Below are 12789 nucleotides of genomic sequence, written 5' to 3' on the forward strand. Positions count from 1 at the left end.
CTACGCGGGGAACGAATATTGCCCCTGCGGACCGAATAACACGATTGATTCTATAGAGTAACGTGCCGGGGATAAAGTCATTTATCCGACGTCGCGAAAGCCGATTTTATAAAGCCCTGATATTTCTGCATTTTTTAGTCGAATTTTTCTCGGACACCATCAACCTTAAAAATCTATGCCACCCGCTTGAGATCGCCCCGGAATGGCACGACGAGGCGAAAAAACCCTGAAAATTCACGGAACTTTTGTCTCTGTAATTTGTTTTGTTCTCACATTCGCAAAACAGTCTGGGGTTATCACCAATGACGCAAATCCATGAACCGGAGCGCCGAAGCAGAATCCTGCGCGGCCGCCCCTATAGCCTTGACGAATTCGCCTCCAAATATGGCCTGCACGGCGATCAGGCCGAAAGTCTTTTCACCCGTTTCGGACCCTCCTCGATCGAACTCGACCTGCTGATGGCAGCCAAACGCCGGCCGCCGGTTATGCAGGACAAAATTGCCGAATAACACTTTTGACGAATGGAATGGACAATGAGCGCCAGACGCCACGAATGGATCAACAAAAGAGCTTACGCGATCTGGGAGGAACGGGGCCGCCCTCATGGCCGCGACGACGAACACTGGCGCCAGGCGGTTGCCGAACGCGATGCGCTGGAGCGCACGAAGGCCTCTTCCGACGGCCGCGAGGTGCTGGTGAAATTTCGCCCGAAGCCGCAGCGGCCCGAAGCGCCGCCCGCCAGCTGGAATGGCCAATCGGCAAGCGTCGGCTGAACCCCTTCTTGCATCGGCCCGGACGGCTCAATCCGTACCGGGTCGAGCGACTCAATTACTGCGGGATCGCATCACTCAATCCCCCGCCAGGACTGACTCAGTCGAGCCTCAGCCGGAAGCGCGCTTGAAAATCTCCCTGCCACCACATCGGGAAATTGGTTCCCCATTTATTGTTGTGCAGATTGAAGCGGATGCCGGCGGTGAAATCCGGCAGCGTCCTGCAAAACGTCATGAAATCTGAGCTTTGCGGTGCAACGAGTGGCGCATCGAAGGTTTCGATCGTCAGCGGACCATCGGCAAGATCGCCGCGTGCCGATGTCACCGCCTGCAATTGTCCGCCGCCACTCGTCGCAATATCCCCCGATCGATGCCAGAGGCCCATCTTGCGGAAATTCCAGTCCGCGGCACGATCAGGCGTGAAGGAGAGGAAGCTTGCCTCCGGCATGCGGTTGGCCGGCTTGTCAAGCAAGGTCAGGCGCAGGTCGAGGCGATCGCCCTCGGCAGTGAAATGCAGCATCACATGCGGCGGCGCGCCATATGTCTCCACGGCTTCGGACGGCATCGACAGAAGAATGCCCGCCTCATCAGTCGCTTCCAGCGCCGGCAGAAAAACCTTCGAAAGTGCCGCCCCTGACCGGGCAAGCCCCGGCTTGTCATGGTCGAGCACCGCCCATTCCTGGCGATGGGTCAGGTAGGTTTCCATGTGCCTGATAACGTCGCCGGCATCGTAGCTCTCGTATCGATAGGCGATCAGTGCGCCGTCGCGGCCGGAGATCGTCCTGCCGGAAGGCGAGGTAATTTCGGCGACATCGCCGCTCGCGCCGTCGAGCGCGATCGACCAGCCACCGGCCTGCAAGCGGAGCTCCCGCTCACCGCCCTTGACCACCGCAGGCGCGGCGAATTCGGCAAGCACGGCCTGGGCCGCCTTCCGGTCCGTCTCATCGAGCTCCGCGACCGCCTGGTCGAGATAGGCCCGCTGCTCGTCCCACGAGGCTTCGGTATAGGCAAAGCGATAATCGGATCGGCGTGCGGCCTCGAAATCGGCCCGCGACCACGCCTTGTCGTCGCGCAGATAGGATTTGATATCGACGCCGCAGGTATGCTCGGCCACCATCGCCAGTCCGCGCCCAAAGGCGAGGCGGCGCGCGTCGAGCCCATCCGTCGCGAAACGGTCGTAGAGCCGCTGCAGCGCGAGGAACCGCGCCGTCTTCACCGGATCGCTGCCGCTGCCATGGATCCAGCTGTCGCCGAGTTCCAGCTCGACAACGGGGAAGCGCTCACGCTCGCTCCAGAGAATGGCACCGTAATCCTCGAGCGTCGCCGCGCGGATGACCGCATCCGGCTCGCGCGCGCGTAATTCGCGATAGGCCTCGGCCGTCTGCGGCACGCTCTGCGGCCCCATATTGTCGTTGGTATGGGCAAAGCTCAGCCCGTCCTCGAAACCGTCGGGGAAACAGGTCTCGCCATAGGAGCGCTGGTACATGACGACCACCTCCTCGCCGCCAGGCGCCCGCCAGCGGAAAATGTCGGGCACATCAGGCGGCGGTGAGGCCGTATTGACGCCGAGATGCAGGAAGCGGATTCCCGCCTCGGAAAGCAGCGGCACCATGCCGAGCGTATGGCCGGGCACATCGGTCATCTTCGCCGCGATCGTCGTCTTGCCGAAGCGCCGGTCGAGCTCCTGCGAATAGGAAAGCCCGGCCCGGAAAAGGTCAGGCGACATCAGCTCGGTATGCGTGGTGAACGGCAGGCCGTGCCAGCGGATCAACCCGCGCTCGATCGCCTGTTCCAGCGCTGCCACCTCTCCCGCCGAGCGCGAATTCAGATGGTCCCAGATCAGCCAGGCGCCCGTCGTCCAGATGAATTTCGGCTCGTCGGGATTTTCGGCATGAAAATGCCTGGCCGTTTCGATCGCCTGCGGAATGAAGCGCTCGTGATATTGCCGGCGGACCTTCTCGGCATGGTCGGTAAAGCCGATATCGAGATGGGTCTTGAAGACCAGATGCACGCGCTTTTCAGTCATTCCATTCCACGCATCGGTGATGACAGTCGAAACATTCTGCAGCCAGTGGCGGCACAGGTGAGGAGTGTAACCGTTTCCACAAACACCATTGCTCCTGCCGCAAATTCTTCGTCAACCCGTTTTGGCACAAATCGATGAAATAGTGCGGGTTTATTAACCGTATATCCGAAAACGCTATGGTCCGACGCTTTCATCGTAGAAGCGAATCGCGACAAGAATGAAGACGTGTTCATCGATAGTTATATAGAAAGGCGGCGGGACTTCCTTGCTGCCGCGCCCGGGTGGTGCGCTGTTTAGCCAAGGAGAAAAGCCTGAGCCGTTCTTCCGCAAGGCTGATTGTCAGAAGGCGTTGGTTTCCTGGCAGAGCGCCCGGTGAACCTCGGTCCAGAACAGCGCCAGCGGCGTGTCGCCGTTGCGTTCGGCAACGAGCGCTCGGATCAGCGCTTCGGAGCCTGCCATATCCTGCCAGCTGGATTTCAGGCCCTTGGCCGCCTGTTGGCATTCGGCAATCTCGAATGGTCTCTTGCTGTCCATATGAGGTCTCCTCATGACAGGCGCTAGCAGATGGGGCCCGGATTGTCATTCCCCGCATATGTGGGGATGCCTTGTATTTGTGACGGCCCTCGCGGTAGGATTGAGGGGATTGGGGCAGTGGAAATGATTGAAAATACCTACAGCGAAAAGTTCGAGTCCGCTTTCGAACAGATCAAGGCTGCGGCCAACGTGGACGCCGCCATCCGCATTCTCCAGGCGGAATATGGCCTCGATTTCGTCACCTACCATCTCGCCCAGACGATCGCGAGCAAGATCGATTCGCCCTTCGTGCGCACCACCTACCCGGATGCCTGGGTCTCCCGCTACCTGCTGAACAGCTATGTGAAGGTCGATCCGATCGTCAAACAGGGCTTCGAACGCCAGCTGCCCTTCGACTGGAGCGAGGTCGAGCCGACGCCGGAGGCCTATGCCATGCTGGTCGACGCTCAGAAACACGGTATCGGCGGCAATGGCTACTCCATTCCCGTCGCCGACAAGGCGCAGCGCCGCGCCCTCCTGTCGCTGAACGCCCGCATACCGGTCGAGCAATGGACCGAACTCGTCCGCCGCTGCCGCAACGAATGGATCGAGATCGCCCATCTCGTCCACCGCAAGGCCGTCTACGAGCTGCATGGCGAGAACGATCCCGTGCCGTCATTGTCGCCGCGCGAGATCGAGTGTCTGCACTGGACGGCCCTCGGCAAGGACTACAAGGATATTTCGGTGATCCTGGGCATATCCGAGCACACCACGCGCGATTATCTGAAGACTGCCCGCTTCAAGCTCGGCTGTGCCACGATCTCGGCCGCCGCCTCGCGGGCCGTGCAATTGCGCATCATCAATCCCTAGCGCATCGGCCCGAAAATCTGCATCGATTTTCGGAAAGCAGGCAAAGTGTTGGAGCGTCCTTTGTGCGTCCAAATGGACGCACGGCGCTCTAAAGCGCGTTGCGATCTTTCAGATTCGCGGCTCGCGCTTGAGTTCTTTGTTTTGACGCATGTCGTTATCGCAAAACCGCTGCACACTTTTGCGCGACATGCTCTGATCCCCTCATCTGAGGGGGCCCATCTGAGGGAATTTCCGATCCGGTCCGCCTGAACCATTCTGCCTCTCACGAACTTGAAAACGCTGGAGGGCAAAATGTTCGTTATCATTCAGGCACATGAGTATCAGAAATACGCTGCCGTACTTGACCAGATGTTTCGCCTGCGCAAGAAGGTCTTCGCCGATACGCTCGGTTGGGATGTTCCTGTCATCGGCCCTTACGAACGTGACAGCTACGATTCGCTCGCCCCCGCCTATCTCGTCTGGTGCAACGACAGCCGCACCCGTCTTTATGGCGGCATGCGCCTGATGCCGACGACGGGCCCGACCCTTCTCTACGACGTCTTCCGTGAGACGTTTCCCGATGCGGCCAGTCTTATCGCCCCCGGCATCTGGGAAGGCACGCGCATGTGCATCGACGAGGAGGCGATCGCCAAGGATTTCCCCGATATCGACGCCGGCCGCGCCTTCTCCATGATGCTGCTTGCGCTTTGCGAATGCGCGATCGATCACGGCATCCATACGATGATTTCCAACTACGAGCCCTATCTCAAGCGCGTCTACAAGCGCGCCGGCGCCGAGGTGGAAGAACTCGGCCGTGCGGACGGTTACGGCAAATATCCCGTCTGCTGCGGCGCCTTCGAAGTATCGGACCGAGTGCTGCGCAAGATGCGCGCCGCCCTCGGCCTCACCCTATCCCTTTATGTCAGGCACGTGCCGGTTCGCTCGGTCGTGACCCAATTCCTGGAGATGGCAGCATGAACCGCCTCGCTGAAACCGCCACGCAGACCGCAATTCAGAAGGATATCGGCGCGCTGGAGCGCCATGTTCTCGCATCCCGCGACATCGCCACGCAGATAGGGGATCCGTTCCTCTCCTATCTCCTCTCGATGGCGCTGTTCACGATCTACGAGAAGAAGGCCCATCATGAGAACGAGGCGCTGAGGAGCAGCTTCAGCTGAGGGTGTGGTTCCCCTCCGCCCCGCCTGAAGACGAGCATGTCTCCCGGCGCCTCGCGCGCAGCCGCAAAAACAGTCCCCGTTTTGCGGCTGCGCGCCCCTGTCCTGTCGTCAGGGTATTGCCGTTACGTCATCAGGGAATTGATGGTCGAAATCAGTGCGTCGTGCATGTAGGGCTTCGGCAGGAAGGCGGTATTGGCGGGCAGCGCCATCGGATCGAGCCGCACCATGCCCGAGGTGATGATGATGCCGATGTTCGGCCGCATCGCCCTCACCCGCTTGGCAAGCTGGAGACCGTCCATCGACCCGGCCATGTTGACGTCGGTGAACAGGATATCGACATCCTGCCGCCCCTTCAGCACCACCAGAGCCTCGTCGGCATTCGCCGCCTCCAGCGCCACATGGCCGACCTCCTCCAGCACATCGAGGATATTGAACCGGATCAGCGGTTCGTCCTCCACGATGAGCACCACGGCACTGTTCGAAGCCACCATCTGCGATCGCCCTCTTCATGCGGAATGTGAATTGGATAAGTGTAGCCCGCGCGAGAAGGTTCCAGTGGCTGCCCACGAAATATGCATCGTCCACAGATGCTTGCGCTCACCGCTTGTGGCTCCCGCGGATTTGCGTTAGAGCGAAACCGATGCTGTGGGAACCATTGCCCCGGCATCGCGGTGCCGCTACCGGCGCCAAGGGCCTGTAGCTCAATGGTTAGAGCCGGCGGCTCATAACCGCTTGGTTGGGGGTTCGAGTCCCTCCGGGCCCACCATTTCGTTTGAAATCAATTGTAGCCGGACGCGAAATTCCGGAATTTTGACACGTAAATCCGGAATTTCTGATTATTTCAAAAGTCGTCTCAAAGCGCCGTCGAGCCGGCTTTGAAATCACTTGCCTTCCGGCGTAACGCAAACGCCGACACCTCCAAGTGGATTAGATGCGAAAGATCCAAAGGCCAGTCTCAAAGTGCATCTTCTGCGACATTCGCTACGCCAACTCGAAAGAAGACTACTGGCCTAAGTGGCTCCAGCCATACCTGCTCAAAGCCCACACACACACTGTGTTTGCGACCCGGGGAAGTGAACCCTGGAAAATCAACGCGCGACTCAGGGGTGCTCCGACGGTACAGAAAATCGAAGTTGTCTGCGAATGCTGCAACAATGGGTGGATGTCTCGCATTCAAAATTCTGCAAGCGCGCACTTAAAGCCCTATTCGAGCATTAGGACAATGTCTCAGACGGTGCAGGAAATCATCGCGATTTGGGCGACCATGTTCACGATGGTAATCGAATTCTATGATCCGAAGCTTGCCATGGCTACCGACCAGGATCGGCAGGCGATGCCATTCAAGGGAAAAAGCTTCAGCAAACCGCCTCCAGACTGGCGAATCTATATGGCTCGACTTCGAAGCAACGAGGAGGCCGATTGGTACCACACCGGCGGCTGGGTGCAGTTCGAAGAGGATAAGCTCGACGACAGATTTTTGTTTACGAGGATCCATTTTGGCACCGTTGGATTGATTGTTGTGCGTTTACCAGGACAAGACCAAGCCACCTATCCGGGCCTAGATGAAGACTGCCACCAGCTCGGATTGCACAGGATTTGGCCCTCACAGTTGGGAATGATCGAGTTCGGACGAGGCCTAACCGCTACGCAGTTTCTCTCCATTGCATGGGACATGCGGCAAACATTGTTAGATATAATTAACGACGTTGCCGGCGATACTGCCGACAGTCTGTGAACTCAGGCGAGCCACGCCGTTGCAGCGAAAGTAAGCAAGATCTTCGGAAACCAATCTCCGACTTAGGCCGCGAACACCCCGCTGTCTCTCACGTATTTGTAACCGGCCTGTAGCGGATGCAAACCGCCGCTGCTGGTCATGGGTGTGTAACCGACAGGGCACCTCCAAATTCCGGAATTCCGTGCCGTGCTGACGACATCCGAAACATCGTAATAGCCATCAAGATTGGCTATTCCACCGGCGCGCACTGCATCATTAATTGTCGTGATCTTCGGCGTGACCGTGGCATCGGCAGTTTGCCCGATCGTGGTTGCGAAATTGTCGTTCGACGTTGTGACAGGCGTCGTTGTCGTCTGATAGATTTTGACCCCTGGCGCCACCGACGCTTCCTCGTTCGATTGGCAAATCCCATTTTAGACCGGAAAATACCTGCTCGAACCGTCTGGCGAAATAATCAAACTTCGAGGTGGCTTCATCTAGTGTGTACACATGAACTGCACCGCTTCGCCCTCCATTCATTGTTTTTGTAACTAAGTGATCGGCCGCGTAATTTAATATTGGCGACTCGATGGGCTTCTCGTCAGGCATCGTTCTAACCTTGTATAATCAACTCGGCAGCGGCGACACCTTTTCCGCCGGCAACTGAATATGTCAATTTGATAGGTCCAGCGCAGAAGCCGAATTTCCCTGTCGCAGGTTGTTCTCCCTATAAACTTAAGTTCTCTCCTGGTTGGAAGGACTTGCGACAGGACTTCTGCCTTGTTTTCCAAAGCCCTGTTCGTTGCCGCTTGCTGTTTTTTGCCGTGAAACCCAAGCGTTTCAATGCGACCTGACCCGGTGCGCGCCGGATCTGGCATCCGCGCCTCAAGGCGCCTTCTGCCAATGCAAGCTGCTGGCGAAGATGGCGGATGTTCGCCGATCGGGCTTAACCTTCGCTCTGGATTCATGACCGCACCGAGCCTCCAACCACTCCAGATCTGCAGTCAATCGGGTGAATGGGACCCCTTCGACAGGTTGCGGCTCCCTATATCGCCGTTGTCCAAACAAACGACATCTGTAGGTGTGGCCGAGGCAACCTTGATCGTGGCAGCGATCGCTGGCGAACGGGTTTTCAGCCAATAACAAAATCTTGATCGACAACGACAGTTATCGGGATGCCTCATCGGCCCTACTTGCCAGAATTATTCAGACACTTTGGACAGTAGGGTGGGGAGATGCTTCAAACTCACAAACTATCGGCAGCCATAACAGCCGTCTTCGTCATTGCCATTTCGGCATCGGCCTGCACCACGAGCCCAAACGCCTCGATGCAAACGGGTTCGGTCGGGTATACCGCTCGGAGCGCTGACTTTGACCTCCGGCCTGCCTGCCGCGATGGATTCGGCAATGATCGTCCGTGCAGCTATTAGCGCTGGAAAATTAGAAGTCTGATTGCCGCGATAGCCCGCTACGGCGATGGCCAGTAGCACACGACTTCGTCCGGCGGCATCATGCCCAATCGGCGCACATTTCTAATAGCTACAAGAACGCCCATCGCTCGGCCTGAACCCACCCCCACACGCCGGATTAAGCGGCTGACGCTCATAATAACCGCCGCCGATCGACGACGTCTGGTCGAGGCTTCCGGACGATGTGCAGGCCGAAGTGATCGCGGCAAGGCTGATCAGCGTTCCGGTCGCGATAAATGCGAAAAATCGGTTCATCTGAGCTTCTCCTTCGGAGGGGCATGGTTTTACCCCAAGCGGGCAATCTACCACCCACGGCGAATACCGACGAGGATTTATAGCGCCCGGCCGCCCTCGGCGGCTCGTTCTAACGTCAATGTGATCATCTTTTAGGCCGGCCGCTCTCCAGCCATGCACTGTCGCATAACTGTCATGCTAAATTGCCCATTGTTACGGCAGCCTGGGCAAAATATATGCTGCCGGCTAACAAAAAAAAGAATGAGTGAACTGCCATGAGTGCCATACATAAACTTTTCAACCGCAATCTCCTGACCCGCTTCGTCGCTGGTCTCGGTGCGGTTCCCCAGCGCATTCGCGACGCACGCGAAGAGCGCAAGCCCGCCATCCATCCGTCCTTCATGGACGATTTCGGCGCCTAGTAGGACAATTGGCGAGTCAACAGACTCGTCTGCTCCTGCGATTACGTCCTCCAATGTCATTTCAGTTGATATCTGATGGGAAGCCGCCAGCGGCTTCTGATCAAGTTGCGGCGGAAAATTCCTTGCGGAACCAGATCCGGTCGACGGGCAGGCCTCCCGCATGCCCGCTGATCCTGCCGAATTCGACATATCCGAGCTTCGGGTAAAAATCCGGGGCCTGGGTCGAGAGCGTGTCGACGCAGGCCGCGACCGCGGCGCGGCGGCGCCCTTCTTCTTCGGCCGCCGCCATCAATTTCGTGCCGATGCCGCTCAGCCGCAGCGATTTTGCGACCCACAGATTGCCGATGAAAAGAACCGAGAAGGAAACGGACGCCGTTATTCCGGCGATAAGCCCTCCGTCCTCCCGCCAAACGATGGCAAAAGCCTCGCGTCTGATCTCAGCGCTCTCGTTGAAGGCGTTCAGGCCGTCGGAAATCGCGGTGGCGATCTCGGACGGGACGGGATCGAGTGTTTCGAACATTGCTTCCTCGTCGTCGATGGTCGCCATATGATAGCGAGCCGTCGGTTCCGGTCCAGCCGTTTCGGCTCTTAAGGGTCGGCGGGCGTCCTCCAGGTTCAAGCTCCGATGCAGGCATCCCTGACATTTTTTTCTCGCGACACATGCGCCTGTCTTTTCCGCCGCAATAGCTTCACAATCAACCGACAGAAAGCTCTTCCGGGAAACGACAACCAAGGAATGAAAGCATGGCGCCGATCTATACCAGAACAGTCCTGATAACCGCCCTTTTGGCGCTGCCGCTCGCCGCCGCAGCGCCCGCCTTCGCGCAGGAGATGAAGCCGCGCGAGCCAGTGATTTCGGTGACCGGCGATGGCGAATCGTCCGCCGCTCCCGATATGGCCATCGTCAATCTCGCCGTCGTCAAACAGGCGAAAACCGCCCGCGAAGCGCTCGATGAGAACAACAAGGCGATGAACGACGTGCTTGCCGCGCTGAAGAGCGGCGGCATCGCCGAGCGCGACCTCCAGACCTCCGGATTTTCCATCCAGCCGCAATACAATTATCCGCAGCCGGTCGATGGCCAACAGCAGCAGCCGCAGCTGATCGGTTACCAGACCATCAATTCGGTCACCGTCAGGCTGCGCGATCTTGCCAAGCTCGGCGCGGTGATCGACCAGTCCGTCAGCCTCGGCATCAACCAGGGTGCCGATATCCAGTTCACCAACGACAAGCCGGACGCCGTGATCGAAGAGGCACGCAAGGCCGCGGTCGCCGATGCCGTCAAGAGGGCAAAGACGCTGAGCGAAGCCGCCGGCGTCAAGCTCGGCCGCATTCTCGAGATCAACGAGAATGTGCCGCGCGCGATGCCGCAGCCGGTCTATCGCGCCACGATGATGAAGGAGGCCTCCGACGCTGCCGTTCCCGTCCAGGGCGGCGAGAACAATTACAATGTCAGCGTCACCGTGACCTTCGCGATCGAGCAGTAAAATGAAAGCGCCGCGCATCTTTTCAGGCGCGCGGCTCAAACTGCTGACAAATTCGGCCAATGACCTTCGTCATGCTCGGGCTTGTGCCCCTGCCTCCGGTTGATAGGCAGCAAATCCTCGGCACAAACGCCGATGCTGTCCGGTTAAAAAATTTAAACCGGGCACATGATATTGATTCAACTCGATTTCAGCAGGGGTTCAATGTCATATTCGACTCCTCGGCCTAAGAGATCGCCGATGCCGGCCCCTCATCCGGCTGCCGCCACCTTCTCCCCGCCTGCGGGGAGAAGGGGATATGCCGCGACCTCTCCGTTCCCCACTCACCTCTCACAGGGCACGTCCCCTCGCCCCGTTTACGGGGGTCCGAAGGACGGGTCGAGACGAGTGGCTCGACCCCGGTAGGTTAGGGTGAGGGGCAGCCATTGGCGCGAACCAGACAGGCGTGGCACAAGGCCGAGGATGACGCCGGGGAAAGAGCGAGGTTTTCATAAAATGGAGCGCCGCGCGTCTTTCCAGACGCGCGGCGTTGTAAAAAAGACTTTCACATAAAGAAAACCGCCCTTGCCGATCCGGGGAGACTGGCAAAGGCGGTTCTTAGCCGCCGCATCGGGGAGACGGGGCGGCGTTTTCTTCTAACGATTAGCGGCGCAGAGCGGGGCAGCCGCGCACATTGCCGAAGCTCATTTCATCTTGGCCGCGACGCGTCCAACCCTGGACGATCACACGGCGCGGCGTGATGTCGACGACCCGGGCGCGACGAAAGCCGTAATCGCGAGCAAGGTTTTCGGCGAGCTGCGGATTGCAGCCGCGCGACGGGCGGCCGTAGCCCGGAGGCGGACGGTCATAACCCGGAGGCGGACGGCGGTAATCCTGCGGCGGGCCACGGTCCTGATCGCCAATAATGATATTCAACTGGGCGGCAGCCGGGGCCACCGTGCCGGCCAGGGTACCGGCTGTCAGCATGACGGCAAGACCCGCCTTTGCCAGAAACTGCATCATCGAAAAACCTTTCGTTTGAAAGTCGGGCCGGTCAAGCCGCCCTCCCCATTAGTCCGCATTACGCCGAAGCGTCATTTGGGAATCACTCATACAGGTCAGAGAAGAGACGGCTGAAAGTGTCAGCGTCAAGGCAAAAACGGACCGGAAGCGCCGCATCGGCACCTCCGGCCGCAGTCCTCAGCGCCGGATCAGCGGGCAGCCGCGGACATTCGCGAAGGTGATCCTGTCCCAGCCGCGGCGGTCACGCCCTGCGACGACGACAACGCGCGGCGACATGCGGGTGATATGGGCTCTCCGCAGGCCGAAATCACGCGCCTTGCGCACCGCATGCATCGGCGAGCAGCCGCGGATCGGGCGATGGTATTGTGCCTCGACGACGAAGCTCGTCTGCGGCCCCGCGGCGGCCGCCGTGGAAACAGTAGCAGGAATGGTGCAGAGGGCGAGCAGAGCGGCAAGCGAAGCCTTGGTCAGGAAATGCGTCATGGGATGTCTCCGTCGATTGAATTCCAAGCTCTCCCTTCAGGGATTGTGTCGACAGTAGACGTTGCAAAATGAATGGTGTTCGAACCGGGCATTCAGTTTGCGTTCACAAGCATGATGCCGAAAAGTGTCAGCGGTTTTTGGAAAACATCATGCTCGCCTTCTTCGATTTAGATCCGGATGATCATCCGGATCTGGAATTAATCCGGTTTCAGGTGCTGAGATGCAGCACGATTTCGCGCCGGTGCGGCCGGTCGCGATGTTCGTAGAGATAGAGCCCCTGCCAGGTGCCAAGCATCAGCCGCCCCCTGGCAACAGGAATGCCGATCGAGACCTGCGTCAGCGCCGCCTTGATATGCGCCGGCATGTCGTCTGGCCCCTCGGCCCTGTGTACGACCCAGTCCATGTCAGGATCGGAGGCCGGCGGCACGAGGCGGCGGAAGAAGGAGAGAAGATCGGTGCGCACGTCGGGATCGGCATTTTCCTGGATCAGCAGCGAACAGGATGTGTGGCGCACGAAGACGGTGAGAAGCCCCTCCTCCCGCCCCGACGCGTTGACGAAAGCCTCCGCCTGATCGGTGAATTCGTAAAGGCCTTGTCCGCGTGTGGCCAGGGTAAGGATCGTTTGGGGCAAGGCGCTCTCCCGCTTC

Annotated in this window: 18 protein-coding genes and 1 tRNA gene; 10 read left to right on the forward strand and 9 right to left on the reverse strand. The window is 58.9% G+C overall.

The window, feature by feature from the left end; translation table 11 throughout:
• The first annotated feature begins 302 nt into the window (after window positions 1-302).
• The gene (locus CUJ84_RS15175) at window positions 303-509 is read left to right on the forward strand and encodes a hypothetical protein (RefSeq protein WP_105006814.1); all 207 of its coding nucleotides are present in this window, start codon (window positions 303-305) and stop codon (window positions 507-509) included.
• 24 nt (window positions 510-533) lie between these two features.
• Window positions 534-773 carry a DUF2934 domain-containing protein gene (locus CUJ84_RS15180; protein ID WP_105006815.1) on the forward strand — a complete coding sequence of 80 codons (240 nt, stop codon included), beginning with the start codon at window positions 534-536 and terminating at the stop codon, window positions 771-773.
• Window positions 774-870: 97 nt separating this feature from the next.
• Here CUJ84_RS15180 and CUJ84_RS15185 read toward each other — a convergent pair whose 3' ends face one another.
• Together CUJ84_RS15185 and CUJ84_RS15190 are read right to left on the reverse strand one after the other, a co-directional pair.
• Window positions 871-2796 carry a DUF5054 domain-containing protein gene (locus tag CUJ84_RS15185; RefSeq protein ID WP_105006816.1) on the reverse strand — a complete coding sequence of 642 codons (1926 nt, stop codon included), beginning with the start codon at window positions 2794-2796 and terminating at the stop codon, window positions 871-873.
• Between the two features lie 339 nt (window positions 2797-3135).
• Window positions 3136-3330 (reverse strand): hypothetical protein, encoded by a 195-nt coding sequence (locus tag CUJ84_RS15190; RefSeq protein ID WP_003541553.1) that lies wholly within the window; start codon window positions 3328-3330, stop codon window positions 3136-3138.
• 123 nt (window positions 3331-3453) lie between these two features.
• Here CUJ84_RS15190 and CUJ84_RS15195 point away from each other — a divergent pair, with 123 nt between their 5' ends.
• From CUJ84_RS15195 to CUJ84_RS15205, 3 genes are all read left to right on the forward strand, one after another.
• Window positions 3454-4179, forward strand: coding sequence for a LuxR family transcriptional regulator (locus tag CUJ84_RS15195; protein ID WP_027683682.1), 726 nt, complete (start codon window positions 3454-3456; stop codon window positions 4177-4179).
• A gap of 291 nt (window positions 4180-4470) precedes the next feature.
• Complete coding sequence (locus CUJ84_RS15200) at window positions 4471-5136, forward strand: acyl-homoserine-lactone synthase (RefSeq protein WP_105006817.1); 666 nt, start codon at window positions 4471-4473, stop codon at window positions 5134-5136.
• Window positions 5133-5336 carry a hypothetical protein gene (locus CUJ84_RS15205; RefSeq protein WP_012758356.1) on the forward strand — a complete coding sequence of 68 codons (204 nt, stop codon included), beginning with the start codon at window positions 5133-5135 and terminating at the stop codon, window positions 5334-5336. The genes CUJ84_RS15200 and CUJ84_RS15205 overlap by 4 nt, the downstream gene beginning before the upstream one ends.
• A 122-nt stretch (window positions 5337-5458) precedes the next feature.
• Here the strand turns inward: CUJ84_RS15205 and CUJ84_RS15210 are convergent, their stop codons facing one another.
• Window positions 5459-5827, reverse strand: a complete 369-nt coding sequence (locus CUJ84_RS15210) for a response regulator (RefSeq protein WP_105006818.1) — start codon at window positions 5825-5827, stop codon at window positions 5459-5461.
• Between the two features lie 199 nt (window positions 5828-6026).
• On the opposite strand from CUJ84_RS15210, the gene CUJ84_RS15215 reads away from it, so the two are divergent.
• Both CUJ84_RS15215 and CUJ84_RS37970 read left to right on the forward strand, forming a co-directional pair.
• Window positions 6027-6102 (forward strand) — tRNA-Ile (locus CUJ84_RS15215).
• Window positions 6103-6558: 456 nt separating this feature from the next.
• Window positions 6559-7071, forward strand: a complete 513-nt coding sequence (locus CUJ84_RS37970) for a hypothetical protein (RefSeq protein ID WP_158686936.1) — start codon at window positions 6559-6561, stop codon at window positions 7069-7071.
• Between the two features lie 62 nt (window positions 7072-7133).
• On the opposite strand, the gene CUJ84_RS15225 is transcribed toward CUJ84_RS37970, so the two are convergent.
• Window positions 7134-7451 (reverse strand): hypothetical protein, encoded by a 318-nt coding sequence (locus CUJ84_RS15225; RefSeq protein ID WP_105006820.1) that lies wholly within the window; start codon window positions 7449-7451, stop codon window positions 7134-7136.
• 834 nt (window positions 7452-8285) lie between these two features.
• Between CUJ84_RS15225 and CUJ84_RS38795 the strand changes: the two genes are divergently transcribed.
• Window positions 8286-8480, forward strand: coding sequence for a hypothetical protein (locus CUJ84_RS38795; RefSeq protein WP_105006821.1), 195 nt, complete (start codon window positions 8286-8288; stop codon window positions 8478-8480).
• Between the two features lie 102 nt (window positions 8481-8582).
• Here the strand turns inward: CUJ84_RS38795 and CUJ84_RS15235 are convergent, their stop codons facing one another.
• The gene (locus tag CUJ84_RS15235) at window positions 8583-8774 is read right to left on the reverse strand and encodes a hypothetical protein (RefSeq protein WP_105006822.1); all 192 of its coding nucleotides are present in this window, start codon (window positions 8772-8774) and stop codon (window positions 8583-8585) included.
• A 254-nt stretch (window positions 8775-9028) separates the two neighbouring features.
• On the opposite strand from CUJ84_RS15235, the gene CUJ84_RS38335 reads away from it, so the two are divergent.
• On the forward strand, window positions 9029-9175 hold the full coding sequence (locus tag CUJ84_RS38335) for a hypothetical protein (RefSeq protein ID WP_003561157.1): 147 nt from the start codon (window positions 9029-9031) through the stop codon (window positions 9173-9175).
• Between the two features lie 100 nt (window positions 9176-9275).
• Here CUJ84_RS38335 and CUJ84_RS15240 read toward each other — a convergent pair whose 3' ends face one another.
• On the reverse strand, window positions 9276-9722 hold the full coding sequence (locus CUJ84_RS15240; protein WP_105006823.1) for a GNAT family N-acetyltransferase: 447 nt from the start codon (window positions 9720-9722) through the stop codon (window positions 9276-9278).
• Window positions 9723-9919: 197 nt separating this feature from the next.
• Between CUJ84_RS15240 and CUJ84_RS15245 the strand changes: the two genes are divergently transcribed.
• Window positions 9920-10660: an SIMPL domain-containing protein gene (locus tag CUJ84_RS15245; RefSeq protein WP_105006824.1), complete on the forward strand. Its 741-nt coding sequence runs from the start codon at window positions 9920-9922 to the stop codon at window positions 10658-10660.
• Between the two features lie 639 nt (window positions 10661-11299).
• Here CUJ84_RS15245 and CUJ84_RS15250 read toward each other — a convergent pair.
• The 3 genes from CUJ84_RS15250 to CUJ84_RS15265 all read right to left on the reverse strand — a co-directional run bounded on the left by CUJ84_RS15250 (window position 11300) and on the right by CUJ84_RS15265 (window position 12773).
• On the reverse strand, window positions 11300-11659 hold the full coding sequence (locus CUJ84_RS15250) for a hypothetical protein (protein ID WP_105006825.1): 360 nt from the start codon (window positions 11657-11659) through the stop codon (window positions 11300-11302).
• A 177-nt stretch (window positions 11660-11836) separates the two neighbouring features.
• Complete coding sequence (locus tag CUJ84_RS15255) at window positions 11837-12142, reverse strand: hypothetical protein (protein WP_105006826.1); 306 nt, start codon at window positions 12140-12142, stop codon at window positions 11837-11839.
• Between the two features lie 208 nt (window positions 12143-12350).
• Complete coding sequence (locus CUJ84_RS15265; protein ID WP_105006828.1) at window positions 12351-12773, reverse strand: secondary thiamine-phosphate synthase enzyme YjbQ; 423 nt, start codon at window positions 12771-12773, stop codon at window positions 12351-12353.
• Window positions 12774-12789 lie beyond the last annotated feature (16 nt).

The sequence above is a fragment of the Rhizobium leguminosarum genome, assembly GCF_002953715.1.
In the GTDB taxonomy this organism is placed as follows: Bacteria; Pseudomonadota; Alphaproteobacteria; order Rhizobiales; family Rhizobiaceae; genus Rhizobium; species Rhizobium leguminosarum_V.

Bases quoted from the DNA above. Each gene is read 5' to 3' on its own strand.
- CUJ84_RS15175 (WP_105006814.1), top strand. From the start codon at position 303: ATGACGCAAATCCATGAACCGGAGCGCCGAAGCAGAATCCTGCGCGGC.
- CUJ84_RS15180 (WP_105006815.1), top strand. From the start codon at position 534: ATGAGCGCCAGACGCCACGAATGGATCAACAAAAGAGCTTACGCGATC.
- CUJ84_RS15185 (WP_105006816.1), bottom strand. From the start codon at position 2,796: ATGACTGAAAAGCGCGTGCATCTGGTCTTCAAGACCCATCTCGATATC.
- CUJ84_RS15190 (WP_003541553.1), bottom strand. From the start codon at position 3,330: ATGGACAGCAAGAGACCATTCGAGATTGCCGAATGCCAACAGGCGGCC.
- CUJ84_RS15195 (WP_027683682.1), top strand. From the start codon at position 3,454: ATGATTGAAAATACCTACAGCGAAAAGTTCGAGTCCGCTTTCGAACAG.
- CUJ84_RS15200 (WP_105006817.1), top strand. From the start codon at position 4,471: ATGTTCGTTATCATTCAGGCACATGAGTATCAGAAATACGCTGCCGTA.
- CUJ84_RS15205 (WP_012758356.1), top strand. From the start codon at position 5,133: ATGAACCGCCTCGCTGAAACCGCCACGCAGACCGCAATTCAGAAGGAT.
- CUJ84_RS15210 (WP_105006818.1), bottom strand. From the start codon at position 5,827: ATGGTGGCTTCGAACAGTGCCGTGGTGCTCATCGTGGAGGACGAACCG.
- CUJ84_RS37970 (WP_158686936.1), top strand. From the start codon at position 6,559: ATGTCTCAGACGGTGCAGGAAATCATCGCGATTTGGGCGACCATGTTC.
- CUJ84_RS38795 (WP_105006821.1), top strand. From the start codon at position 8,286: ATGCTTCAAACTCACAAACTATCGGCAGCCATAACAGCCGTCTTCGTC.
- CUJ84_RS15235 (WP_105006822.1), bottom strand. From the start codon at position 8,774: ATGAACCGATTTTTCGCATTTATCGCGACCGGAACGCTGATCAGCCTT.
- CUJ84_RS38335 (WP_003561157.1), top strand. From the start codon at position 9,029: ATGAGTGCCATACATAAACTTTTCAACCGCAATCTCCTGACCCGCTTC.
- CUJ84_RS15240 (WP_105006823.1), bottom strand. From the start codon at position 9,722: ATGGCGACCATCGACGACGAGGAAGCAATGTTCGAAACACTCGATCCC.
- CUJ84_RS15245 (WP_105006824.1), top strand. From the start codon at position 9,920: ATGGCGCCGATCTATACCAGAACAGTCCTGATAACCGCCCTTTTGGCG.
- CUJ84_RS15250 (WP_105006825.1), bottom strand. From the start codon at position 11,659: ATGATGCAGTTTCTGGCAAAGGCGGGTCTTGCCGTCATGCTGACAGCC.
- CUJ84_RS15255 (WP_105006826.1), bottom strand. From the start codon at position 12,142: ATGACGCATTTCCTGACCAAGGCTTCGCTTGCCGCTCTGCTCGCCCTC.